We start from the raw sequence: 23876 nt of genomic DNA, 5'->3' as shown, positions 1-23876 counted from the left end.
AGCGCCTCGCGCAGTGCGGCCGCGTCGTTGTCGACATCGGCGGGCATCGTCATGACCCGGCACGTCGCGTAAGGGGCGGGGGTGGGGGCGAGCGGCGAGCGGTTGGTGACCAACCTGAGTGCCCAAGGGGCCTGGGCCGTCGCGGTGACCATCCGCTGACTCCGTTTCGTCGACGACACGGACGTGAGAACCCGGGTCTGTCCGACTTGCCGGGCCAGTCGTGCTCGCCCGTCTCGCACCAGCGTGGTGATTGCTCGCGGGGCGCACAGATCACCTTCGTACCGTGGCGGGACGACCCAATACGTGCCAGGGGGCTGCTGGCGGTCGATTCGGGGAACTCCCAGGTAGGTGCCGCTGCCGAGGCAGGTCACGATGTCGTCGTACGCCCACACTGAAGCGGCATGCCCTTGGATCAACGCGTAGTACGTACCGCCCGCCACTCGACGGTCGTAGATGATCGATCCTCCGAGCAATTCGCCAAGTGTGACTGCGACTCGGTCTCTGTCCTCGGACTCAACAGCGGCATGAACAACACGTGCGGTCATGCGCACAGCCGCGAACCGGTCACCGAGCGGCAGCAGCGCGACGCCCTGGTCGGCCCATTCCCGCCGAGCCCGCTCCGGACTCGGGGCACTGCGAGCAAGCCACTCGGAGATGGCTCTGTCCAGAGCCTCCTGTGTGAACACAGCCTGCCTCCTGCGATCGATCGTGATGAGGTGTGCCGATCAGCTTCCTCCGGCGGAACGTCCGCTCCTAGGACTTTCATAGGCCTTCTTCAGGGCTCTGATGGGACATCAGTGACCACCTAGGGGTGGTGAAGGGTCGTGCACCGGACCTACTGTGGGAGGCTCGGCTCAGCAGCCGTCATCGGGAGGTGACCGTGTCCAGGCCGACAGGCAATGTCCGACTCAAAGCCGCGCGCGTAGCAGCCGGGTTCAACTCGCAGCAAGACCTGGCCGATGCCCTCACGGAACACGCCAAAGGCATGGGCCTTCGCGGCCTGTCCATCGGGGCGCGACAAGTTCGTCGTTGGGAGTCGGACAACCCTCCTTGGCCGCAGCCGGATTGCCAGCGTGTACTCACACACCTGCTGGGTCAGAGCATGGAAGCACTCGGGTTCGCTCCACCGTGGGGTTCCGACGGGCCGAAAACCGATCCGGTGCGCCGCACGCTGGTCGCGGGGGGAACGGCCGCCATGGGGCTCACAGTGACGCCTGGCCGAGCCGTCGCGGCCGCTCAACCGGTCACCGTAGGGACTGACTTCGAGGCAGTCACCAAGTCCCACCGGCGGCTCTACTGGTCGGTCGCTCCGGCCAAACTTCATCCTGCCGTCATGGCCCATGCCACGCTGGGCTGCGCCTTGCTCCCGGAGACCGCAGAACCCACACGCCGAGTGATCGCGGCAGCGCTGGCGGAGACGTACCTCCTAGCAGGACGGATCGAGTTCTTCGATCTGCGCGAGCCGAGCTTCGCACACGAGGCACTTCTACTGGCCCTGCAGTCGGCGGGCGAAGCCGACGCTCCGCTGCTTGGTTCAGCGATCATCGCGCACATGGCCTTCATTCCCGGTTGGGCCGGAGACCGTGACGCGGCTCTCGAGCGCATGATCGCCGCACGCACATACGCGCGCCGCGCTCCCGCGTCGGCCGAGTTCCTGGCCTGGCTGGACGCGGTCGAGGCCGAGTGCGAGACGAGGTGTGGTGACACTCGCACCGCTCTGCACCTGATCGGCCACGCAGAAGACGTCCTGGGGGACGGCAGCGAGCACCGGTCACCTGAGTGGATGGACTGGTTCTCCCCGGCCAGGCTCGCGGCTTTCAAGGGCAACACCCAACTGCTCGCGGGTCATCTTCCGCAGGCTCGCGAAACACTGTTGGAGGCCCTCGAAGCCATGACGTCCGGTGAGGAGAAACAACGCACCGTCGTGTACGGCGATCTGGCCGCTGTCGAGGCCGCTTCCGGCAACGCCGAGGGAGCTTGCGCGTACGCGGGGCAGGCCCTTGATCAGCTGGCGCTCACTTGGTACGCGACCGGCATGGACCGGGTGCGCGAGGTCCGTCGTGCCCTCGCCCCTCACCAGCACGAGCGCTGCGTCCGCGACCTGGACGACCGTCTGTACGACTGGTCGACGACGGTCAGCGCGCTGAGTCGTTGAACTGTGCGATCACGTCAGCCAATTCGGAGAGGCTTTCGATACGGAAGGTCGGCAATTCCTTGGCCTCGTCGCTGTCCCACTGAATAGTGGCCCAAGGACCACGACGCACGAGCGCGGTGTGCATGCCCGCCTCGCGCGCCGGCCGTATGTCGTTGTCACAGCGGTCACCGACGTACAGAATCTCGTCGACATCGAAGGGCACCGCGTCAACCACCCGCTTGAAGAACTCGGGGTCGGGCTTGCTCGCACCCCAGTCGTCGGAGGTGCCGATCAGGTCGACGTCCGCGGAGAAGAGCTCACGGAGGATGCGTCCTGCGCGGATTGTCTGGTTGCCTGCGATGCCGAGCCAGAGTCCATCGGCGCGAAGCTGTCGAAGGGACGCTCGGACGTCTTCGTACAGGTCAGCCTCACCAAAGGTCTCGGGATGCCCGGCGGCGGCCCTCTTCTCGCGCTCACCGTAGAGGTCGAATCCGGGGCGGAACTCCTGGAAGGTCTCGCGGTAGTCACGTCCCTGGGCGATCACGGCTCCAAACATCGCGTGGAAGGTGTGCCGGGGCACCCTCAACCAGTCGGCCCACGCTCCGTACTCACGGGTCTCGTCCACGAGACACTCACCGACGTCGAAAACCACTGCGCGCATCATGCCCGTAGGTTACGAAACGTCGGATGGTGAGGGAGCGTGCGATGTCGTCGAACGTGCCAACGGCCTCACCGATCTACTCGCCGGCTGCGCTGACCTCGTGGTGGCGACCATGGCTCGATACCGTCCTGCTCGCCGCCCGGGGCTTCATCTACCGCGAGGGTCGAAACTGGCGTATCCGGCCCGACTTCGTGTTCAACGCAATGGCGCGTCCCGGGTGCAGGCCGTGCAGAACACCCCATCGGGTACCCCGGACCCGTACGCCGGGACGCGCGCCGCTTCCCTGGCATTCAAGTTGCCCCACAAACGAATTTTGTTGTTAGAGGCCCGCATCAAACGCTTTTTGTTATCATCCATTGATCCACTCGATGGACTTGGGGGCATGGTGGAAGCAACGGACCAGCGGCAGGATTTCGGGGACTGGCTTGAGAGACAGCTACGACTGCGTCGGATGACACAGTCGGCGCTGGCAGAGGCCCTTGAAGTAACGCCGGCCGCAGTGTCCGCCTGGACCACGGGGCGTGCCGAGCCTCGCGAGGACAGGAAGCGAGCGATAGCCGCCGCGCTCGGTGTCGAAGAGGAGGCGGTGCTGCGACGTGCCGCCCAGGTGCTCCCTCCGAGCGCCCTCAACTGGCACCACCGACCGGCACACCGTGACGGCGGGCGGGAGTTCGGCAACGCTGCGGCGTTCGCTTTCGACGCGGACCTGGCTGTGCTCGCCCGTGAGGCCACGCAGAACAGTCTCGATGAGCAGTTCGATCCGAAGCGCCCGGTACGAGTCCGGTACACACTTGAAGAATTGTCGGGCGAGCATTTGCGCGCATTTCTCGACGCACTGCAATGGGACGAGATACGGCCGCACTTCGAGGCCTCCGCCACGGATCGACACAAGGTCGGAAGGGTCATTGCGGAGGGGCTTCGCGAGATGACCGAGTCGGATTCCCTGCTACTCCTGCGAGTGGACGACTACAACTGCACCGGCCTGACGGGCCCGGATTATGGGGACGACAGCAAGTTCGCTGCAGTTCTCCGGGACCAGCTCAACAGCCACAAGGGTAGGAGCACGGCCGGAGGTTCGTACGGACTGGGGAAGATCACGCTCTGGGCGACCAGTCGGCTCGGCCTCGTTCTGGTCAACAGCACCCTGTCAGGCGCACATGAGGGCCGCACGAGTCGTCGACTGTACGGACGCCTCGAACTGCCCTGGCACAGCAAAGGCGGGGAAGACTTCGCAGGGCTCGCGGGCTTCGGCGAGACCGATACTGAGCCCGGACGAGAGGGCACCGCACGCTCGTGGTGGGCGGACGAGACGACGACCAGGTCACTGCGTCTGGAGCGGGAAGGACGTGATCCGGGTACGTCCTTCCTCATCGTCGGTGCGCACGATGCGGCGGGTGACGCGCAGACGCTCCAGGAGATGCACGAGAAGTTGGTCCGGGCACTCGCCGACAACTTCTGGGCCGCCATGACCTCGGGACGGGACAGCAGGCCGGTTCTGGAGGCCTCGGTCACGACCCTGCGCAACGGGAACGTTGTCATCCCCGAGCAGCGGGTCGACCCGGCCGTGCACCAGCCCGCCCGTACTCGGGCGCTCAGTGCGTATCTGAACGGTGAGGCCGTCGAGCAGCGGACCGACACCACACAGGTGGCCGTGGCGTACGTTCCGCTACGGGTGCCCCCGGAGAAGGGTGCTCCGCGCAAGGAGAGCGCGGAGCACAATGCCGTGCTCCTCGTCACGGCGGCCGACGACAACGACCGGGAGCCGAACCGGCTGGTGTGCATGCGAGGAAATCGGATGACCGTCATGACGCGACGGGTGACCGACCTTCCGCTCGGCACCGACGCCTTCCAGGCGGTCCTGCTGGCGGGGCGGGCAACAGGGTCGGACGCCCCGGAGGCACACGCGGCCGAGCAGTTCCTGCGCACCTCCGAGCCGCCCGAGCACAACGACTGGACCAAGACGGAGGACCTCGTCACCAGCTATGTCCGTGGTGCCAGACAGCGCATCGAGGACTTCCGGAAGGACATGTTGGTCGCAGTACGCGTGCTTGTAGGACGTCGTGAGCGGGTGAAGACTGGCGGGCCGGCGGTGCTGCGGGAATTGCTCCGCATCGACGCGCACACCACCGGAGCCCGCAGGCCGGACAGATACCCGGTGGTGCGCCATGTGGAGGGCAGTGTCGATGCGCGGGGTGCCTGGAATGTGAGGGTCGAGGTCAAACTACCGAGACGCACTGATCCGTGGTCGATGACGCCGACCGCCCGGTTCGAGGTACGGTCCGGCTCCAGACCCGCGATCTCCTGGGCGAAGCTCATAGCCGGCGAGAACTGCCGAGTGGAGCAAGGTGTGCTCCACTTTGAGGCTGGAGCCACGAGCGCTTCGTTTGAAGGTGTCACCGAGGTGTCCAGTCACCCCGTGACGGGGAGGATGGCGCGCGTGGTCGTCGACCTTCAGAAGGGGAGGTGACCAGTGAACACCGTTTTTCCTTACCCGGTTCTGACCGGCGACATCACGCTTGAGGTCACTGCCGTGAAGCTGGACGGTCGACCGCTCCCGCTGTCCATGATCTCGCGGGATCACAAGGTGGTGGCGCTTCACGAGGTCGAGCGATCCAGGTGGGACGAGGCCCGCCTGGACCTGCGGGTCGTTCTGCCAGAGAAGGAACTCGCCGATGGTCCCTGGGACGATGTGGCCTGCCTCGCGGCCCTCACCGAGGCCTCGACGAACGCCAGGGCGACCGCCCGGCTTCGGCGCTCCGACGCGGGTTGGTGGAGCGGTAGTCTTGTGTTCCACCGCGACGCCCACCTGACGCGCGCATCACTCACGGTAGCGGTGGCAGCCACGGTGGACGGTGAGTCCGGACGACTCGTCGGCATGGCGGAGGAGTCCTGGATCGTCGAGCTCGATGAGCGTATACCCGCGCGCAAGCAGGAACTGAACATCCACGAGACGGACTTCCGTAACGGGTCCGAGACCTGGTTGCAGACGTTCCAGGATGCTCCCTGGGTCGTCGAAACGACCGGTGACATGCCCACCGTGCATCTCAACACCGGGTTCGAAGGCCTCGTCGACTTCCTGAACGGTGGCGGAGCGCCCGTGGAGAGGGCAGTACGGGGCATGCTCGCCGCACAGATCGCGGCCGAGGCGTGGACCGCCATGTTCAACGCGGCGGTCGGCGACCTGGAGTGCGACGACGAGGGAAGACCACAGTGGCCCACGGGATGGCGGGACGGTGTTCTCCGCTCCATGCTGCCCGACGTCCTGCCCGATCTCTCGATCTCGGACGCGCTGATGGAGGTCCACCTGCGTCTCACCGAGGGCGGCTGGCAGGAACTGCAGCCTCGAATCCAGTACGCGGCGGCCCGACGGGCCAAGACGCCCAAGAACATAGCCAACGGCCTGAGAGCCATGAGCCGCGACGTGGAGACGGAACGATGAGTACTACGTCCCGCGATCTGCCCGAGCAGATCGCGCTACTGCCTGACGTCGTCGCGTCCAGATACTTGACTCACAGCGTGCTCGCGGGGCGGGAGAGGCCACCCCAGCTCGCCCTGATACGCGGGAGCGAACCGATGGGCACGCCGGCGGCGCGATGGACTGTCGAACCATTGCGGCAGCTGATCGATGTCGCCATGCGCCGGCACGACGGCGACCGGGCGACGGCCGACGCCTGGCTGGCGCCAAGACTGCACGCGACTCTCAGAATCACCAGGAGGGAAGCGGCGGACACGAGGATCTGGAACTTCCTGGCCATGGTGGTGGCACCGGACTATGTGCTGTGGCGGCACAAGGGAGTGACCAAGGAGGGCGACCGAGCGACCACCGACCGCTTCGTCGGCCTCCACTACAAGCAAACCTTCGCCCGCCTCTGGTGGGCCGCGGAGTTGTTCAGGGACGGAGACGACTACGAGCCGGCGCGCCTGGCCTGCGAAAATCAGGACGTCCTTAACACGATGCTGCGCCTGGCGGTCATCGATCACCGTCCCACGGCACGCGCCGTCGTCCGTCTGTTGGAGAAAGGGCTGGTGCGCACGGGCCGTGACGTGAACGCGCTGGGGACGGCGATCAACACGGCCGCCGGCACGCTCGTCTACGACGTCCTCGCTCCGGACGAGGCGCCAGACGCCGATTCGCGCCGCTACTGGATCGACGAGGCGGAGAACGCGGGGCCCGTGTCTCTCGACAACCTTCCCTTTGGACCCGACGACGGCTGTGTTCCGGGTGACTCTGTCGACGAGTTGGTCCGACGCTTTGCGCAACTCTTCGCCGAGGCCCCGGTCAGAGGGAAGGAGGAGGGGAGGATAGGAACGGGACGCAGCAACGAGGGAGTCAGCCTCGACAAAACGTACTCACCGTTCTAGGCGTTCGTGGATCACTCGCGCCAGTGCCTTCCCCAGGCCGATCGGCACCGCGTTACCGATCTGCCGTGCGATCTGAACCTTGGAGCCGAACCACTGGAAATCGGAGGGAAATCCCTGGATGAGAGCGGCCTCGTAGTGAGTGATCGGGCGGTCGTGCGTGGGGTGCAGGTAGCGCCCCTTCTCGGGCTTGTAGAACTCCGTGCGGATCGTGACGGCCGGACGATCCGCGTGCATCCGACCCATGACATCGCCGGAGCCTGTTTTGTGCTTGTCCCAACTGGTCGTTGAGAGATACGTCTCGACGCCGTGAATATTGGCGAACTTGCCGGTCAGGTCGTGTCGATTGCCACCCCTGGGGATGACTCGGTACCGGGCCAGGGACAGGTCTGTGGGATTGCGACCGATGTGGAGTTCGGTCGTCCGATACGGGCCGGGCAGGACGACCCCCAGAGGTTTGTCGGTGCGCTCCGGCAGGTCGACCGACGGTGTCTCGGCGGGCGTGAGGTCGAATACCTCGCTCTGAACAGAGACCCAGGGAAGCGCCTCCACGAATGTGCCTTCCTCTTCTGCGAAGCGCGCCTGCGCCGAGGTCGTCGTGTCACGTGTGTGTGTAGGACGCGGGTGCTCCAGCGGTTCACCGAGATCATTGCGGGTGGCGATCACGATCGCGCGTCTACGGGCCTGGGGCACGCCGTAGTCGGCAGCGTTCAGGATGTCCGAGCGGAGGGTGTAGTTGGAGAGGTCGCCCCCCTCGGAGACGGCTTCCTGAAGGCTCTGAAACTCCTGGGACGTCAGGAAGCGGTCCACGTTCTCCAGAACGAAGATCTTGGGCTGGATGGTACGAACCACCCGCACGTACTCGGCCCACAGCCGATTGCGCGGGTCGTCCGTCTTGGGCTTCTCGGGGTTGTTCCGGTGAAGCGCTGAGAAGCCCTGGCAGGGCGGCCCGCCCATAATCACGTCGACCTGCCCTGCGTATGGCGTTGGGTCCCAGGTCGCAATGTCTACATTCGCGACGTGTGCGCTGCCGAAATTGGCGGCGTACGTGGCCGCCGCCGCCTCGTCGAACTCCACGGCGGCGACAGATCGGAAAGGGGACGTTCCGGGACCATCTGGCTCATAGGCCCGGAAACCGGCGGAAAAGCCACCTGCGCCCGAGAAGAGGTCGACCACCGTGATCGAGGAGTCCGCCGGCGTCCCGCCGGGAGTCTTGTCGGCCTTGATGGTGGTCATGAGCCCAGAGTCTAATGGTGATCGTTGTAAGCCTGCAGGCGCCTCGGCCTGAAGGCATGGATTGACCGGGCGGCTACTCGGTGGGCTCGGAAGTCGGTGACCTACGTCCGATGCACACGGTCACCTTCGCAGAGCGGCGGCGATGCGCCGTCCCAGGGCGGCAGCCACCGGAGGGGGCGTCGTCTGGCTGATCTGCCGATAGGCCGAGGTTTTCCGTCCGGTGATCTGCCAACTGGATTCAAAACCCTGCAGTAGGGCTACTTGGGCCACGGTCAGCCGGGGCAGTCCGAAGCGGGGCGCGACTTCTGGATCGAGCCGGAAGTCGGCTCCGGGCACGGCGTCCGCGATGCTGCCGCCGTATACACCCCAGCGCGCCCAGATGGCCTTGGCCCGGCTCGCTCCCAAGTCCGCACCGCCGCGACCCGTCGCCCCACCCATGATCAGTGGCGCCGGCTCGCAGGCGCGTTCGGCCCATTCGGTCGCGCCGGACCAGCCGCCGGACCCCATCGACGTCAACAGTGTTTCGCCCAGAGTCGGGCATGGGCCGGGCTCCGGGGTCGGCCACTCGAAATGGGCCATGTTCTCGGAAGGCATGGCGACGATGAACGCGTGTGACCGGTGCTGTGGCACCGCGAAATCGGTGGCGTCGAGCACCGTGGAGACCATCTCGTAGCCGAGGTCCTCGACGGCCTCGCGCACCTTGAGACGTTGCGCCTCGAACTTGGAAGCACGAAGGAAGGTGGGAATGTTCTCCAGGACAAGGACCCGGGGACGTACGAAGGAAGCCATGTCCAACACGGCCTGAAGGGTGTCCCGCGAGTCATTCGTGGCGAGTTGCTTCCCCGCGATGGAGTAGGGGGAGCGGGGCAGGCCGCAGCTGAGGACGTCGGCGTGATCGAGTGGAGGGTGATCCTGCGGATCCAGGTGCTTCAGGTCGGCGTGGATCACATACCAGTCAGGACGGTTATTCGAGACGGTCCGGCAACTGTCTTCATCGATGTCCACGACCGCCGTCATCTCGAAGCCCGCTCGTTCGAGGCCAAGGGCCTGTCCTCCCACCCCTGAGCACAGCTCGACAGCCGTGAATCGCCCCTCACCCATGTGGTCGCTCCCCCTCGGATGTTGCTCCGTCGCGAGACATGTCTCGAGCGGCAGGATCTCAGATGCCAGGGGCGCATGCGTACGGCGCACTGCGGGCTCCGCGCCACCGGGCGGGCTCGCAGTGCAACCGTGTCGGGCCGTCGGACTATGTCTGCTGGCGGGTGATGATGGCGTCGTTCGACGAATCGACCGTGGTGAACACGACCGCTTTCCCGTCCCGTCCGTGTGCCGCCGCCGGCGCCACGAAGGCGAACGCCATGACCAACTTGCCGGAGTCGATCCGACCCGAGGCCTCGGCTTCCTCCCTGTGCTGGGGCTCGACGAGGGGATACAGCGCTACCACTCCGCGTCGTTCCGCCACATGTTGCTCGGTTGCGGCATTGCCCCCCGGAGGGAGAGCACCGGCGATGCGATACGCGCTGGGGCGGTGCTTCGGTTCGCTGATGGCGCTGAAGAGCGGGCCCCGCCGGCGCTTGCGGCCGAACCAGGAGTACGAGCGCTCGGAGGAGTCGATCACCAGCTTCTTGTTTCCGGTCTTGTGCTGGGGGGCGAGGATGAGCCAGTCGTCCACCTGCGGCGCCGCCCCAGCGCAGATTTCGGTCAGGTAGGTGAGGTGAGGGGCGAACTGATTGTCCGCACCCCACTTGAGCGACTGCACGAGCGCGAGGAACTCCCCACTGGTCAGGGAACCGGTGAACGCGTCGAACCCGTGGGTCTCGCCGCCGGTCGAATACTCGAATGTGGTCGGAGCGATCGAGAGGGACTCGAGCACGGGGAACCACAGGCCCGTGTTGTGGCGCAGCGCGGGTGCACCCGTGGGGTAGGCGGTGGGCTCCTCCCACCTGCCGGGCGTCCGCTTGTTGACCAGTCGGGCGTTGAACATTTTGTTCTTGCTCACTGGCGGAAGCCAGGACAAGTGTTGGTAGACGAGGGGCGGTACGCGATCGGGCGTTACCTGCGGTTCTCCGTCGACGGGTGCGGAGTACTGTCGCAGCTCCTGTCGGAAGGCTTCCTCATCGAGGCAGATCGCCTCGAACGCCTCATAGAGGTCGACCTCCTTCACACCCATGGTCTCCTCGCGCCCCAGGTACAGCCGGACGAGGTCCCGGTATCCCTTGCGGAAGCCGAACCAGCGCCCCATCTGCATCAACGTGGAGGCGTTGTTCGTGCGGCGCCGGTAGTAGGTGACGGTGAGCCCTTCCACGGTGAATCCGCGGGCCATCTTCTGCCCGCCGATAAGGATCTTCCAGATGGAGCGCTTGTCGAAGTCGGCCTCGCCGGTCTCGATGTCCTTGTCGCCATTGACGACGATGATCGGGTGGTCGTCGCCACCGATACGCATGGCGGCGGCACCGATGTGCTCACTCAGTTCCTCGTATGAGGCCGGTACCGAGTGGCCGTCCGCCCGCACACGGGACACCGGGAGCACATCGTTCTCGAACAGCTTGCGCAACCGTTGGTGGCCGCGTTCCCCCGAGTAGCCTGCGTTCCACCAGAGCCTGGTCACCCGCGCCAGTAGCTCACGATGGTCCGCGGTGCGCACACTCTCGTGGATGAGCATCGTGTGGTGCTGAAAATAGCGGTCGCCCAGCCCATGCTCCTCGCGATACAGCTTCATCGCGGCCGTCAGGACGAACATGTCCATGGCCTGCTGAAGCGGCTCGTCGTCCTCCTCGTCCGAGAGGAGAATGTCACGGACATGAGCCTTCTCGTTCGAGTTCGCGAAGGTGCGTTCCGCCTCGGGGATCACGGAATCGAGGTCGTGGAAGTCCTGTACGCCCATGTAGCCCGAGGGTCGGGGCAGGGAGACGATGAAGTCCTTCGGGAAGATGTCCTCCGTGTCGGCGGGGTCCACGAAGACGTTCGCGAACGGGGTCGCGGTGTAGCCCACATACTGGGCGCGAGGCAGCATGTGAAGAAGTTCCGAGATCTTCTGATTGATCGCGGTGCGCTCGGCATCCGGCTTCCGAGGGTTGGCTGTATTGACCGAAGCCTCGTCGGACTCGTCGTCGATTATGAGGACCGGGATCTCGGTGAGCGGGGTCTTGATCTTGTTGAGGTCCTTGACCAGTTTGGTGAGGACGCTCTTGTTCTTCTTCACGACCATCAGTCGTGCCGAAGCCCGATGCAGATTGTGGGGGTCGTGTAGCGGAAGATTTGGTTCCTGCTTTTCGAATTCGAGCGCGACGATGCCCTGCAAGAGGCTTTTGTAGTCGTTGTCGCGCGTCGTCATGCGGACGATGTCGAAGGCGCCGCGAGTGGAGGGGAGCGCCTCGTGCGACAGGAATTTACCCATCGGCCAGGCGGGGTCGTCCGCGTAGTCGGACTCGTAGTCCGCCGCTCCCCGCAGGATGTTTTCCCGGCCGACGAGTTCCATGTCCAGGCGCCGTTGGGTTTGTGCACGCAGATGGTTGAGCGTGCCCCCCAGGACGATCACCAGACGATAACCGGCGTCGATCGCCTTGGCGATGACCGCCGTGAAGTTCGCGGTCTTACCGGACTGCACGTATCCGACGACAAGGCCTTTGGCCTGGTAGGCGGCTTCGTCGATCGGGTTCGCGAGCCTTTCCACGACCCGGTCCGATGCCTGGTCGAGAGCGGCGACCGCAGTCTCGGGCCACCCCTTGCCCTCGCTCAGCAGGCGGCGGTAGGCGGGCCAATACCAAGCGCGTCCCTGCTGCGATTGAGGGGTGTACCACGGAGTGAACTCATCACTGATCACCACTGTCCCGTCCGCCCGGGGAACGGGGATCAGCGACGTCAGCAGCTCTCGGGTGTCGTTCTGGAGGGTCAACAGGTCGTATACGGCGGCTCGACGCTCGTCGGACCTGGGTGCCGTCTCCGACCAGGTGGGCCCTTCCAGGTAGTCCCACTGGGTGAGCTGCTTGCGCCAAAGTTCCACCAGTTGATCCGTGGAATGCGACGAACGCAGGGCGCGCTGGAAGTCCGTCTCGTCGGCGAGGGCCTCCGCCTCGGGCCCCTCGTCCTCTGCCTGGTATTGCAGGGCTCGTTGCAAGTTCTTCGGCCGGCCTGCCTGCATACCACCGAGTGCCGACCTGTGCAGTGTGAGTCGTACGCCTTCTGCGTTGTTCATGGACAGCGTTCCTCGGGATTTCAGATGAGTCGGAAGTGGCTCAGGAAGGGTGGCGGGGTGTGGGTCGGCGCGAGTCCTGTGACGTCTATGGTGTATTGGACGCCGGATATTCTGTTTCGGACAAAATCGGTGAGCTCTGATGGGTCGAACCGAGGCAGTGCGGTGGAGTCGAGGAGTATCGGAGCAGAGCGGAGTGACCATCGTTCGTCGTCGGGTGCGTCCGTCCAGCCCGCCGACTCCAGCCGGCGGTCGAGTTGGTCGCGTGCGGCCGGTGCGTTCTCGTCGATCACGGAGCGTACTGATCGGACGCATTCCGCGAGCGTGCGTCCCGCCGTGCCGCCTCGGGTGAGCTGTATCGACATGAACCAGAGAGGGCGTCCTGGCTTGGGCTCCAGTTGACCGAACCCGTGAATGGTGTGGCGGCGGGTCTCCGCCGCGGTCGTCTTCACTTCGAGGTCGAGTTCGGGCAGACCGAAGTCGTGCTCCTCGCCCTCCGGCCCGGTCCAAGAGCGCACGGCGGTGCTCCAGTCGTACGCGGCGGCGACTGAGCACATGGCGCCGAGTTCGCCCATCAAGCCGAGACGTTTCTGCGTGTCCAGGCCGCGGGGGCGGCTCAACAGTGCGCTCCAACCCCGGACGGTTTCCGCGAACGCCTGGTCCAGGGAGCGCCCGTGGGCCACGATGCGATCGGCCACCGCCGTCAGCATGTCGTGGAAGTCGCGCATCAGGGCGACCTCGGTGGTGCTGATGCGCGCCAGGCGCATTCCCTGCTCTGCTATGTGATCGATGCGGATTGTCGGCAGGGTCGACCGGGGCGGACGGTGCCGGCGGTCCAGTTCCACATGGAGGGCGATGTCCCGGCCTCCATGACCGACGACGTACGAGACCTGCGGGTGTGCCGAGCGCGCGGAGAGCGGGAAGGTCGTTGCCTGTTTCCTGCCGAGGAAGTACTCGACCTCGGACCAGGGTACGTGTGGGCCGTCATTCATCGTCGCCGCCCCGCTGGGCCTCGGCTCTGGCTGCGGCGACCAGGATCGACTGCCACAGTTGGATGTTGTCCTTCTCCCGGCTGCCGCTGTACTCCTTCTCGAAGACCTGGTGCAGCACGACCCACATCAGGGCCTTGAGGAGCGGCACGTCGTTGAGCCCACCTCGACGCCCGCCGAGGATCGCCGTTCGGTACTGCTGGTTGAGGATGATCGTCCGGGATTCCCGGTCGATGTCGAAGAAGAGGCCGTTGTCGAGTTTCTGCCAGCGGACCGCGATCGGCTCCTCATGCGGGATGGTCGGCAGTTCCTCGGTGATCGTCTCCCGAAGCGCCGCGTCGAAGCCCCGCCCCGGAGGGATCACCGCCTTGCGCGTGGTGCTGGTGCGCCTGCGGGCCTCGCGGTGGACGGCGTCTGCTGCCTCCAAGTAGCCGAGAAACGTGCGGCCCTCCGCGTCGGTGGCCTTTTCCAACGCGGACGTGAACTCCGGAGACGCGTCGACCCCGGACTTCTTCACGGTCAGACGGAAGACGTCGTTCGCCACGCTCGGTAGGTCGATGGCTACACGCGCGAGGGAAAGTCGTTGCTCGGACTGCCGGAAGTTGTTCCAGCCGCCCGCTTGCACCAGACGACCGTGACGGTAGAAGTAGAAACCCTGTCGTTCGATGACCGAGCCAACGGCCTTGTACTCGTCGACCGTGGATCTGGGCGTCCAGATGTGTGCCTCCAGTGGCACGTCTCCGACGGACGGGACGGGAGCAAGGAACCTCCGCGGATATTCCGGATCGCCACTCACCGGGTATCCGAACGGATCGAGAGGCTCCACACCAAAGGCGAGATAGACGGTGCTGGTGCGTACGTCCTCGACCGCGATGGTGATGTTGAAGTCGTCCTGTGAGAGGAAGCGGTGCAGATGCAGTCCCAAGTGCAGCCCCAGCTTGTTGATGGTGCGCTGCACATAGCGATCGGTCTGGCCACCGCCACCGTGCTTGGGGAAGTCCTTCACACCGTCCCACCGAACCACGGTGCCCTGCCACACGATGGGCCGCCCCGCGTAGCGATCGAGGAGCGCTTGTGCGTAAGACGGGTCGACGATGTCGCACTCGAAGCCCGAGACGGCTCGTTCCATCAACCAGCGCCGTCCCGTGGCGCGGGTCCGCTTGGTCGTGCTGACGACCGTGACCGCCGAAGCGTGGCTCAGGGACGCCGACTTCAGACCGGTGCCGAACATCCCCAACGCGTCGTCCGCGTAGTCGCGGCGGCCACCGACGGTCATGGCGACGTCCAGATCCTCCTCGGTCATGCCCTTGCCGTCGTCCACGACCAACAGGCTGACAAGTTGGTCGCCGTCCCGAAGAAAGTGGATCACGACATCCTTGGCGCCGGCATCGATCGAGTTGTCGACCAGGTCGGCGATGGCCACTTCGAAGGCGTATCCCTGGCTGCTGAGCGCTTCCATGTAACGCGCGTCGGGCGGCAGGAACTTGCTTCCGGCCGTGGGGACGTCGAATTGCCAATCCGTCTTCATCTACTCGCCTCGGGGTCAACGGTTTGATGCGATCAATGGTGACCGTAGCGCCAGGCTCGGACAATGGGTGATGGGCCCGCGCAGTCGCGTAAGCTCGCTCAGGCTTGACCCCTTGTGCATGTGCCCGGACGGTTCGCGGTCTTCCGGGCCTCTTGAACGACCAGTGCGATGGCGTCGGGAGACTGGTGCTCCCAGAACCGCAAGACCGTCCACCCTTGCTCTCGCAGATGTTCCGAGGTCTCACGGTCGCGCGCCATGTTCTTGTCCAACTTGGCCCGCCACCATGTGGCGTTCGCCTTCGGGTGCGTCGCGTGCTGGGGGCAGCCGTGCCAGAAACAGCCGTCCAGGAAGACCGCGACGCGTGCCTTGGTGAAGGCGATGTCGATCGTGCGACGCGGCATCCCGGGCACGGGCACGTTGACCCGGTACCGCAGGCCGGCGGCGTGCAGCAGACGGCGGACGGCAATCTCGGGAGCAGTGTCGCGCGAGCCCTGGCGGCTCATGCGGGCGGACACGGCGGCGGAGGATGGCACAGCACCGGACACGGCATCCATTCTGCCGGCCGGGGCCGGGCCGGGGCCGGTGTCGTTGCTCGGCGTAGTGGTGACTGCGGGAGAGGCGGGCCCCGGACCACCTACTGCGGCGCTCGTCGGCAGCGGTCCCGAGACCGCCACCGTGGAAGAACTCGTCGAGGCCGAGCGGCAGGGCCGGGTGGCCTCGACGCTCCCGCCACCGTGCTCATCTGAGCAGCGTGTGGACACTTTGGTCGAGAGTGTTCACGCATTCCTGGCGCCTTTCCTGGCGGAGGGGCGCCCGCGGTCCCGGTCCGGGAGGACGAGAGCCCGGCGCCACAGCGAGGGTTCAGCCCTTCGCCCCGTTCGTCAGGAACCCCTCCAGGCCGTCCAGGAGCATGCCGCTGCCCTGTTCCGCCATGTCGCGGGCCTCTGCCGTGTCGCAGGTCTGGCGGAGGGTGATCACGGTGTTGCGGGGGCCCTGGTCGGTGAGTTCCATGGTCATCGTCTCGGGGGTGGGGCGGCCGGGGACGTCCATTCCGAGGACCAGGTGGGTGGGCTCGTCCACCTCCACGTAGGTGCCGGTCAGGGGGAACTCGGCGCCGTCGGGGGTGACCATCGTGGCCTTCCAGGCGCCGCCCGGGCGGACGTCCAGTTCGACGGAGCCGGGGGCGGCGTGGGCCCACTGGGCGTACTGGTCGGGGGTGGTCCAGGCCTGCCAGACCCGCGCCGCGGTGGCGTCCAGGGTGCGGGTCAGGGTGTAGGAGAAGCCGTTCGCCGGGGTTGTCCGCTCGGTGGTCATGTCGTCCTGTCTCCTTGGGGTGACTTGGCTCGACGCCCTGCGCTCTTCGCGAGTTCGTAAGGCTCTTTCACCTGTAGACGTCCGGCGGGGCGGGAACTCATCGGTCCGTTGCGGCGGGACCTCCGAGGCCGTGGCACTGCGCGTACGGCTGTTCCGAGCCGCACCAGCACGCCGCTCCGCGCTGCGGAGGCCACGCCACCGCGCGGCCCCGGGCCGCCAGCGTCGTCGCGTACTGGGGGAGAAGGGCCGGGTCGGCCGGGGAAGCGCCCTCCGAGGCCGCGAAGGCCTCGTACGACGGGACCGTCCCCCGGACCACGCCCAGGTTCGGGGTGCCGGACGACGCCAGCTCGCGCAGTGCGGACTCTATGGTCGCCAGGTGGTCGTCGTAGGAGGGGTACTCGGCGGCGAGGGGCGGATACGCGTCGAGCAGTTCCGTCAGTTCGTCGGCCGGCCAGTGGAGCATGGCCACCGGGAAGGGGCGGGACAGGGCCTCGCGGTAGGCGCCCAGTTCGGCGCGGAGGCGGGAAATCTCCGCCTCCAGGTCCGCCGGGTTGTCCGAGCCGAGGGACCAGACGCGCTTCGGGTCGTGCAGCTCGTCCAGGGAGACCGGCATCGAGTGCAGGGTGTCGGCCAGGGCGTCCCAGTCGTCGTGGGGCAGGCCCAGCATCCGGCGGACGCGGTGGCGGCCGTAGAGGAGGGGATGGGTCGAGTACGGGGGTTCCGCCACGTCCGTCAGGAGCAGGCGGGCGCCCTCCGTGAACGTCTCGTGCGCCGCCTCCAGCTCGTCGTGCGCCTCCAGGGCCTCGGCGACGATCACCCAGGGGGCCGGGTCGCGCGGTGACGCCGCGCGGACGCCGTCGATGATCGCCCTGGCCTCCGCCTCGTGGTCGTACTCCCACAGATTCGAGGCCTTGAGGGCACGGACCAGGGACGGGTTCTCCAGACCGGAGGGGCCGGTGTCGGAGGGCGACAGCAGGCGGTCGTAGAGCTTGGTCGCGGCGGGGCGGTCGCCGGACAGTTCCAGGTGGGCCGCGGCGCGCAGGAGCAGGGCCTCGGCGTCCTCGGGGTAGAGGCCGGCGGTCCGCTCCAGGCGGGCCGCTTCGGCGGTGTGGTCGACGTTTTCGGCGGGCGTGTCGGGGCGCATGGTGGACACCGTACTGCCGAGAGGGGACGAAGGTGAGTTCCGCGCCGGGCGCAGGTCCGGGCCGCTGAGCGGGCACTGCGTGGTCCTCGCACCCGGCGGTGTGCCGTACCGGGCCGCGGGCGGCTCCTGTATAACTGGGGCGAACGCGTGCACGAGAGGGGGAGTGGCCGATGACCCGCGACCGGGCCGTCCCACGTCCCCCGGACATTCCTTCGCACATGCTGCGTTTCGTGCGCATCCTGCGTTCCGTGCTCGTACTGCTGCTCGTACTCCTTCCCGTCGCCCTCGTCGACGTCGGCAGCCTCTCCGCCACCGTCGCGCTCGCCGCGACCGCCGCGGTCGGTTCCGCGCTCGCCGTCTGCGCCGTCATCGCCGCCCGCTGCGCGCCCGCCGTGCCGCCCACCCGGGTGCGTACGGCCATCAGGGACCGGGACCTGCGTACGGCCTTCCTGCCCCAGCGCGATCCCGACGCCCGCGGCCGCCGCCGGCCCCGGGCACCCGGGTACGCCCTCCCGGCGACCACCGCGTAGGGCACGTACCACCTCCGTACCTGGCCCCGCGCCGGTCGTGTCGTCATGCCGCCATCACCTTCACCCGGCACGCACGACGAGACCCCCGGAGGGCTCACCCACCCATGTCCGTTTTCGCCAGCCTGGTCGAGCACCTCGCCGACCTGCTCCAGCCGCTGTTCGGCGCGTCCGCCGCGGCCGCCGCCATCGTCCTGTTCACCGCCCTCGTACGGCTCCTCGTCCACCCGCTGTCCCGGGCCGCCGCGCGCGGGCAGAAGGCGCGCACCCGGTTGCAGCCGAGGATCGCCGAACTGCGCCGCGAGCACGCCAGGAACCCCGAGAAGCTCCAGCGGGCCGTGCTCGAACTGCACGCCGAGGAGAAGGTGTCGCCGCTGTCGGGATGCCTGCCCAGCCTGTGCCAGGTCCCGGCGTTCTTCCTCCTCTACCACCTGTTCTCCAGCTCCACGATCGGCGGGCGGGCCAACGAGCTGCTCTCGCACCAGCTCCTCGCCGCCCCGCTCGGCGGGCGGTGGGCGGACGCGCTCGGTGACGGCGGGCCGGTCGCAGGCGCGGGGCTCGTGTACGTCGCGCTGTTCGCGTTCGTCGCCGGGGTCGCCGTCTTCAGCTACCGGCTCACCAAGCGGACGATGGCCGAGCAGCCGATGCTGTCGGCCGGTGCCGGCCGCGGTGGTGGTGCCGGCGACGGGGAGCAGGTGCCGGGGCTCGGGGCGATCACCAAGGTCATGCCGTTCATGTCCTTCTTCACGCTCGTCACGGTCGCGGTGGTGCCGCTGGCCGCCGCGCTGTACGTCGTCACCAGTACGACGTGGAGTGCCGTGGAGCGGGCCGTCCTGTACCGCTGACGCCGCCGCGGGCGGGCGGCGCGGACCACGCCGTACGGCGTGGCTACGGTCCAGTACGTGAACGGGGTATTGCGGAGTGGACCCCGACCTTGGAGGATCGACCAGTCCTCCGATGGGTGTCGCGTTACTGCCGCACCCAGGTCGCACCTCATCGGGCGGGCTGCCCGAGACCGAGGAGTTGGGGATCATGAAGCTGTTGCGAGTCGGTACGGCGGGGTCGGAGCGACCCGCGCTGCTCGACGCCGACGGGACCCTGCGAGACCTGTCGGGCGTGGTGTCGGACATCGACGGAGTGCTGCTCGGCGACGACGCCGCGCTCGGCCGGATACGGGCCGCCGCCGAGGCCGGTGAGCTGCCCGCCCTGGACGGCACGGGGCTGCGCGTCGGACCGCCCGTGGGGCACATCGGCAAAATCGTGTGCATCGGCCTCAACTACCACGACCACGCCCGCGAGACCGGGGCCGAGCCGCCCGCCGAGCCCGTCGTCTTCTTCAAGGCGCCGGACACGGTGGTCGGGCCGGACGACACCGTGCTCGTACCGCGCGGCTCCGTCAAGACCGACTGGGAGGTGGAGCTGGCGGTCGTGATCGGGCGTACGGCCCGCTACCTGGAGTCGGCGGAGGAAGGGCTCGCCTGCGTCGCCGGGTACACCGTCTCGCACGACGTGTCCGAGCGGGAGTTCCAGATCGAGCGGGGCGGGACCTGGGACAAGGGCAAGAACTGCGAGACGTTCAACCCGCTGGGTCCGTGGCTGGTGACCGCCGACGAGGTCCCCGACCCGCAGCGGCTGTCGCTGCGGCTGTGGGTCAACGGGGAGCTGAAGCAGGACGGGACGACGGCGGACCAGATCTTCCCCGTGGGGGAGGTCGTGCGGTACGTCAGCCAGTTCATGGTGCTGCGTCCCGGTGACGTCATCAACACCGGGACGCCGGCGGGGGTGGCGATGGGGCAGCCCGAGCCGAAGCCGTATCTGCGGGCGGGGGACGTGGTCGAGCTGGAGGCCGAGGGGCTCGGGCGGCAGCGGCAGGAACTGAAGAACGCGTAGCGCTCCGCTGGGGGCGCGGGGAATGGGGTGCCTTGTCGGCCGCGGGTTGTGTGTGGCTGGGCGCGCAGTTCCCCGCGCCCCTTTCAGGGGCGTCTACCTCACGTCAGTAGCGAAGCCAGCCTGCGCCAGCCCTCCCTGGGCAGGGACGTCATGTCGTCCTCGACCAGTTGGAGGGCCACGTGGTCGGCGCCCGCGGCGTGGAAGGCGTCGACGCGGGCGCGGATCGTGGACTCGTCGCCCCAGGCGAACACGGCGTCGATGAGGCGATCGCTGCCGCCGCCGGTGACGTCGGCTTCGGTGAAGCCGAGGTTGAGGAAGTTCTTGGTGTAGTTCGGCAGCTGCAGGTACATGGCGAGGTAGGCGCGGGCCGTCGCGCGGGCGCGGGCCGGGTCGGAGTCGAGTACGACCTTGAACTCCGGGGCCAGCAGCGGGCCCTCGCCGAGGCGTTCGCGGGCCTGCGCCGTGTGCTCGGGGGTGACCAGGTACGGGATCGCGCCGGCCGCCCGGTCCCGGGACAGCTCCAGCATCTTGGGGCCGAGCGCCGCGAGCACCCGGTGGCCGGCCCGCATGCCCGCCTTGTCCAGGTCGTCGAGGTAGCCGACCATCGTCGAGTACGGGCGGCTGTACCCCTCGACCCGCGGGCCGTGGCTCACGCCGAGGCCGAGCAGGAAGCGGCCGGGGTGGGACACCTCCAGCTCGGCGAAGCTCGCCGCCGCCGAGGGCGCCTCGTGCTCCCAGATGCTCTGGATGCTGGTGCCGACGACGATCCGCGAGGTCGCCCCGACCAGCGGGGCGGCGTCCCGGGCCGCGGTGTTGCCGCCCAGCCACAGGGCGCCGTAGCCGAGCTGCTCCAACTCGGCGGCGGCCTCAGCGCGTTCGGCCCCGCCCGACGGGTCTTCGGAGCGCAGTTGCGCACTCCAGACGCCGTACCGTCCGACCGATTCCTTCAGAGAAGCCGTCGCGTCGTTCATCGGTTGCGATCCCTCCGGTGGGCACCGTGATCATCCTGCGTACCTGCCTGCCAACCACGGGTACCCACCGGTGATTCCCCGAGCGCGCGGCCCGGGGCCGTTCGGGCTACTCGCCCAGGAACCGCTCCAGCGCCTCCACCACGAGCCGGTGGTCCTCGACCTGCGGCAGCCCGGACACGGTCACCGAGCCGATCACACCGACGTCCGCCACGGTGATCGGGAACGAGCCGCCGTGCGCCGCGTACGTGTCGGCGTCGAGCCGCGAGGACTCCTCGAACGTCGTGCCCTTGGCGCGGAAGCGGGAACCGACCAGGTACGACGCGGAGCCGTACCGCTCCACCACCCGGCGCTTGCGGGCGATCCACGCGTCGTTGTCCGGGGTCGAGCCGGGCAGGGCCGCGTGGAAGAGCTGCTGGCCGGCGCGGTGGATGTCGACGGCCACCGGTGCCCGGCGCTCCCGGGCCAGCTCGACCAGGAGGGAGCCGAGCGCCCACGCGTCGTCGTTCGTGAACCGGCGGAAGACCAGGCGGCTTTCCTGGGCCTCCAGTTCCTCCACGGTCGGGACAGCCGTGTCGGGGGACGTGCTCACAGGGTGACCACCATTCCGTCGCGGGCGGACCGGCGGGCCGCCTCCAGTACGTCCAGGGCGGCGGCCGCCTCGCGGGCGCCGACCGGGTTCGGGCCGCCGTCCAGCAGGGCCTTCGCCACCGCCGCGTAGTAGGCGGGGTAGTCGCCCGCCACGGTCGCCTCCACGCGTCCGCCGCCGGTGAGCGGGGACTCCCCGGAGCCCACGCGGCCCCACAGCGACTCGTCCTCCTCGCCCCAGCCGGGGCCCGGCCGCTTCCCCTCGCGCAGCGCCGCCTCCTGCGGGTCGAGGCCGTGCTTGACGTAGCCGGCCTTCGAGCCCAGGACGCGGAAACGGGGGCCGAGTTGGGCGGCTGTGGAGGAGGCGTAGAGGTGGGAGCGGACGCCGTTCGCGTGCGTGATCGCGATGAACGTGTCGTCGTCCGCCTCCGCGCCCGCGCGCCGGACGACCGACTCGGCGTACACCTGCGTGGCCGGGCCGAAGAGGACGAGTGCCTGGTCGACGACGTGGCTGCCGAGGTCGTACAGGAGACCTCCGATCTCTGCCGGGTCGCCGGACTCGCGCCAGCCGCCCTTCGGCTTCGGCCGCCAGCGCTCGAAGCGCGACTCGAACCGCCATACGTCGCCCAGCGCATCCTGGGCCAGCAGCTTGCGGAGGGTGAGGAAGTCGTTGTCCCAGCGGCGGTTCTGGAAGACGGAGAGCAGCAGGCCGCGCTCCTCCGCCAGCGTCGCCAGCTCGCGCGCCTCGGCCGCCGTGCCCGCGACCGGCTTGTCCACCACGACCGGCAGGCCGGCCTTCAGGGCCGTCGTCGCGAGCGGTACGTGTGTCTTGTTCGGGGACGCGATGACGATCAGGTCCAGCTCGGCGGCCCGCTCGAACAGCTCGTCCGGCGTGGCGGCGGTCCGCACGTCCGGGAACTCGGCGCGGGCCTGCCGCTGCCGGTCGGGGTTCGAGGTGACCACCGTGTCCAGGGCCAGGCCCTCGGTGGCGGCGATCAGCGGGGCGTGGAACACGGAGCCCGCGAGGCCGTAGCCGACGAGGCCGACGCGCAGGGGGCTGCCGGGAGGAGTACCAGTCATGCCTCTACTTTCGCAACGCTGTTGCCAAAGTGCAAGCGCCGGGGACAATGGAGGCGTGAACAGGGCGAACGACGGGATCGGCGGGAACGGCGCGTACGGCGGCTGTGCGGGTGCGGGTGGGGGTACGGGTACGGGTGTGGGCCTCGCGGCGGGGGGCGCCAACCTGCTCGCCCTGCGCAGCCACAACACCGCCCTGGTGCTCGACCTGCTGCGCACCGCCGGTGCGGAGGGCATCAGCCGGCTGGAGCTCGCCGAGCGGACCGGGCTCACCCCGCAGGCGGTCAGCAAGATCACCGCCCGGCTCCGGGAGGACGGCCTCGCCGCCGAGGCCGGACGCCGGGCGTCCACGGGCGGCAAGCCGCGCACGGTACTGCGCCTGGTGCCGGAGGCGGGCCACGCGCTCGGCGTCCACCTGGACCGGGACGAGCTGCGTGCGGTGCTGGTGGACCTCGACGGTGCCGTGGCGGGGGAGCGGTGCTCCCCGCTGGACCTGGGCGCGGGCGCGGCGGACGTGGTGGAGGCGGTGGCGGAGGTGGCCGGGGAGCTGGTCGCCGACACGCTGAACCCGCCGGGAGGGGCCCTCGCCGCCGCGCCCACCCTCCTCGGCCTGGGCGTCGCCCTTCCGGGCCCGCTCGACCACGTCCGGGGCGTGCTGCACCGGGTCACGGGCTTCCCGGAGTGGGACGGGTTCCCGTTGCGGGACGCGCTGGCGCGGCGGCTCGGCGTGCCGGTCGTCGTCGACAAGGACACCAACGCGGCGGCGCTGGGCCTCGCGGTCGGTCTCGCGGCCGGCGGTGAGCGGGGCGGTGCGGGTGGTCGCGACGGTGGCGGTGAGCGGGGCGGTGTTGGTGGTCGCGACGGTGGTCTCGTCGGTGCCGGTGGCGGCGAAGGCAGTGGCGGAGAGGGCGGTGGTGCGGCCGGCGGCGCGGGTGGTGGCGCGGGCGGCCGCTCGGGTCGTGGCGCGGGCGCGGGCGCCGGTGGCTCCTTCGCCTACCTGCACCTCGGTACGGGACTCGGCGCCGGCCTCGTCTTCGGCGGCGGCGTGCACCGGGGCGCCCGGACCGGCGCCGGGGAGTTCGGGCACCAGGTCGTCCAGCTGGACGGGCCGCCCTGTACGTGTGGCGCCCGCGGCTGCATAGAGGCCCTGTGCCTCGGTGCCGTCGCCCGCGGCGACCTCGCGGAGGCGGCCAGGGTGCTGGGCGCGGGCGCCGCGAACCTCGTCGGGCTGCTCGACATCGACCTGGTTCTGCTGGGTGGCCGCACCGT

20 protein-coding genes are annotated in these 23876 nt (G+C 68.3%); 8 read left to right on the top strand and 12 right to left on the bottom strand.

Features of this window, described 5'->3' with window-relative positions; genetic code table 11:
• The first annotated feature begins 880 nt into the window (after positions 1-880).
• Positions 881-2155, top strand: coding sequence for a transcriptional regulator (locus tag EBH09_RS13495; RefSeq protein WP_121747186.1), 1275 nt, complete (start codon positions 881-883; stop codon positions 2153-2155).
• Here the strand turns inward: EBH09_RS13495 and EBH09_RS13490 are convergent.
• Positions 2136-2798 (bottom strand): HAD family hydrolase, encoded by a 663-nt coding sequence (locus tag EBH09_RS13490; protein ID WP_193776276.1) that lies wholly within the window; start codon positions 2796-2798, stop codon positions 2136-2138. The two genes, EBH09_RS13495 and EBH09_RS13490, sit on opposite strands and share 20 nt — an antisense overlap.
• A 223-nt stretch (positions 2799-3021) precedes the next feature.
• On the opposite strand from EBH09_RS13490, the gene EBH09_RS13485 reads away from it, so the two are divergent.
• The 3 genes from EBH09_RS13485 to EBH09_RS13475 all read left to right on the top strand — a co-directional run bounded on the left by EBH09_RS13485 (position 3022) and on the right by EBH09_RS13475 (position 7157).
• Positions 3022-5262, top strand: a complete 2241-nt coding sequence (locus tag EBH09_RS13485) for a helix-turn-helix transcriptional regulator (RefSeq protein WP_345940935.1) — start codon at positions 3022-3024, stop codon at positions 5260-5262.
• A 3-nt stretch (positions 5263-5265) separates the two neighbouring features.
• Positions 5266-6234, top strand: coding sequence for a hypothetical protein (locus EBH09_RS13480; protein ID WP_121747184.1), 969 nt, complete (start codon positions 5266-5268; stop codon positions 6232-6234).
• 134 nt (positions 6235-6368) lie between these two features.
• A complete protein-coding gene (locus EBH09_RS13475) occupies positions 6369-7157 on the top strand; it encodes a DUF6339 family protein (RefSeq protein ID WP_345940934.1) in 789 nt (262 codons plus the stop codon).
• On the opposite strand, the gene EBH09_RS13470 is transcribed toward EBH09_RS13475, so the two are convergent.
• From EBH09_RS13470 to EBH09_RS13435, 8 genes are all read right to left on the bottom strand, one after another.
• The gene (locus EBH09_RS13470; RefSeq protein WP_121747182.1) at positions 7146-8390 is read right to left on the bottom strand and encodes a DNA cytosine methyltransferase; all 1245 of its coding nucleotides are present in this window, start codon (positions 8388-8390) and stop codon (positions 7146-7148) included. The genes EBH09_RS13475 and EBH09_RS13470 overlap by 12 nt on opposite strands.
• A gap of 120 nt (positions 8391-8510) precedes the next feature.
• Positions 8511-9491, bottom strand: a complete 981-nt coding sequence (gene dcm / locus EBH09_RS13465) for a DNA (cytosine-5-)-methyltransferase (RefSeq protein ID WP_121747181.1) — start codon at positions 9489-9491, stop codon at positions 8511-8513.
• Positions 9492-9636: 145 nt separating this feature from the next.
• Positions 9637-12585: a Z1 domain-containing protein gene (locus EBH09_RS13460; protein ID WP_121747180.1), complete on the bottom strand. Its 2949-nt coding sequence runs from the start codon at positions 12583-12585 to the stop codon at positions 9637-9639.
• A gap of 20 nt (positions 12586-12605) precedes the next feature.
• A complete protein-coding gene (locus tag EBH09_RS13455) occupies positions 12606-13574 on the bottom strand; it encodes a PD-(D/E)XK motif protein (protein WP_121747179.1) in 969 nt (322 codons plus the stop codon).
• Complete coding sequence (locus EBH09_RS13450; protein WP_121747178.1) at positions 13567-15099, bottom strand: ATP-binding protein; 1533 nt, start codon at positions 15097-15099, stop codon at positions 13567-13569. The genes EBH09_RS13455 and EBH09_RS13450 overlap by 8 nt, the downstream gene beginning before the upstream one ends.
• A 98-nt stretch (positions 15100-15197) precedes the next feature.
• On the bottom strand, positions 15198-15653 hold the full coding sequence (locus EBH09_RS13445) for a very short patch repair endonuclease (protein WP_238697288.1): 456 nt from the start codon (positions 15651-15653) through the stop codon (positions 15198-15200).
• A gap of 307 nt (positions 15654-15960) precedes the next feature.
• Positions 15961-16413 (bottom strand): SRPBCC domain-containing protein, encoded by a 453-nt coding sequence (locus EBH09_RS13440; protein ID WP_121747177.1) that lies wholly within the window; start codon positions 16411-16413, stop codon positions 15961-15963.
• Positions 16414-16510: 97 nt separating this feature from the next.
• Positions 16511-17557, bottom strand: a complete 1047-nt coding sequence (locus tag EBH09_RS13435; RefSeq protein ID WP_121747382.1) for an SEC-C domain-containing protein — start codon at positions 17555-17557, stop codon at positions 16511-16513.
• A 218-nt stretch (positions 17558-17775) separates the two neighbouring features.
• On the opposite strand from EBH09_RS13435, the gene EBH09_RS13430 reads away from it, so the two are divergent.
• The 3 genes from EBH09_RS13430 (at position 17776) to EBH09_RS13420 (ending at position 19974) form a co-directional block, all read left to right on the top strand.
• The gene (locus EBH09_RS13430) at positions 17776-18087 is read left to right on the top strand and encodes a DUF6412 domain-containing protein (RefSeq protein ID WP_193776315.1); all 312 of its coding nucleotides are present in this window, start codon (positions 17776-17778) and stop codon (positions 18085-18087) included.
• 104 nt (positions 18088-18191) lie between these two features.
• Entirely contained in the window at positions 18192-18929 is a 738-nt protein-coding gene (yidC, locus tag EBH09_RS13425; protein WP_121747175.1) for a membrane protein insertase YidC, read from the top strand.
• Positions 18930-19116: 187 nt separating this feature from the next.
• Positions 19117-19974, top strand: a complete 858-nt coding sequence (locus EBH09_RS13420) for a fumarylacetoacetate hydrolase family protein (RefSeq protein WP_121747174.1) — start codon at positions 19117-19119, stop codon at positions 19972-19974.
• Positions 19975-20072: 98 nt separating this feature from the next.
• Here EBH09_RS13420 and EBH09_RS13415 read toward each other — a convergent pair whose 3' ends face one another.
• The 3 genes from EBH09_RS13415 to EBH09_RS13405 all read right to left on the bottom strand — a co-directional run bounded on the left by EBH09_RS13415 (position 20073) and on the right by EBH09_RS13405 (position 22610).
• Positions 20073-20945, bottom strand: a complete 873-nt coding sequence (locus tag EBH09_RS13415; RefSeq protein WP_121747173.1) for an LLM class F420-dependent oxidoreductase — start codon at positions 20943-20945, stop codon at positions 20073-20075.
• A 106-nt stretch (positions 20946-21051) separates the two neighbouring features.
• Positions 21052-21534, bottom strand: coding sequence for a heme-degrading domain-containing protein (locus EBH09_RS13410; protein WP_121747172.1), 483 nt, complete (start codon positions 21532-21534; stop codon positions 21052-21054).
• Positions 21531-22610 carry a Gfo/Idh/MocA family oxidoreductase gene (locus EBH09_RS13405; protein ID WP_121747171.1) on the bottom strand — a complete coding sequence of 360 codons (1080 nt, stop codon included), beginning with the start codon at positions 22608-22610 and terminating at the stop codon, positions 21531-21533. Before EBH09_RS13405 ends, EBH09_RS13410 begins: the two co-directional genes overlap by 4 nt.
• 136 nt (positions 22611-22746) lie before the next feature.
• Here EBH09_RS13405 and EBH09_RS13400 point away from each other — a divergent pair.
• The coding region (locus EBH09_RS13400) for an ROK family transcriptional regulator (protein ID WP_238697306.1) at positions 22747-23876 on the top strand (1130 nt) is incomplete at its 3' end.

This window comes from Streptomyces sp. E2N166 (assembly GCF_003671715.1).
Taxonomy (GTDB): domain Bacteria; phylum Actinomycetota; class Actinomycetes; order Streptomycetales; family Streptomycetaceae; genus Streptomyces; species Streptomyces thinghirensis.
Note: the sequence above shows the minus strand (reverse complement) of the source record. Positions and strands in the feature narration are given on the sequence as shown.

Bases quoted from the DNA above. Each gene is read 5' to 3' on its own strand.
- EBH09_RS13405 (WP_121747171.1), bottom strand. From the start codon at position 22,610: ATGACTGGTACTCCTCCCGGCAGCCCCCTGCGCGTCGGCCTCGTCGGC.
- EBH09_RS13450 (WP_121747178.1), bottom strand. From the start codon at position 15,099: ATGAAGACGGATTGGCAATTCGACGTCCCCACGGCCGGAAGCAAGTTC.
- EBH09_RS13460 (WP_121747180.1), bottom strand. From the start codon at position 12,585: ATGAACAACGCAGAAGGCGTACGACTCACACTGCACAGGTCGGCACTC.
- yidC (WP_121747175.1), top strand. From the start codon at position 18,192: ATGTCCGTTTTCGCCAGCCTGGTCGAGCACCTCGCCGACCTGCTCCAG.
- EBH09_RS13455 (WP_121747179.1), bottom strand. From the start codon at position 13,574: ATGAATGACGGCCCACACGTACCCTGGTCCGAGGTCGAGTACTTCCTC.
- EBH09_RS13470 (WP_121747182.1), bottom strand. From the start codon at position 8,390: ATGACCACCATCAAGGCCGACAAGACTCCCGGCGGGACGCCGGCGGAC.
- EBH09_RS13415 (WP_121747173.1), bottom strand. From the start codon at position 20,945: ATGAACGACGCGACGGCTTCTCTGAAGGAATCGGTCGGACGGTACGGC.
- EBH09_RS13440 (WP_121747177.1), bottom strand. From the start codon at position 16,413: ATGACCACCGAGCGGACAACCCCGGCGAACGGCTTCTCCTACACCCTG.
- EBH09_RS13445 (WP_238697288.1), bottom strand. From the start codon at position 15,653: ATGGATGCCGTGTCCGGTGCTGTGCCATCCTCCGCCGCCGTGTCCGCC.
- EBH09_RS13435 (WP_121747382.1), bottom strand. From the start codon at position 17,557: ATGCGCCCCGACACGCCCGCCGAAAACGTCGACCACACCGCCGAAGCG.
- EBH09_RS13430 (WP_193776315.1), top strand. From the start codon at position 17,776: ATGCTGCGTTTCGTGCGCATCCTGCGTTCCGTGCTCGTACTGCTGCTC.
- EBH09_RS13475 (WP_345940934.1), top strand. From the start codon at position 6,369: ATGGGCACGCCGGCGGCGCGATGGACTGTCGAACCATTGCGGCAGCTG.
- EBH09_RS13420 (WP_121747174.1), top strand. From the start codon at position 19,117: ATGAAGCTGTTGCGAGTCGGTACGGCGGGGTCGGAGCGACCCGCGCTG.
- EBH09_RS13490 (WP_193776276.1), bottom strand. From the start codon at position 2,798: ATGATGCGCGCAGTGGTTTTCGACGTCGGTGAGTGTCTCGTGGACGAG.
- dcm (WP_121747181.1), bottom strand. From the start codon at position 9,491: ATGGGTGAGGGGCGATTCACGGCTGTCGAGCTGTGCTCAGGGGTGGGA.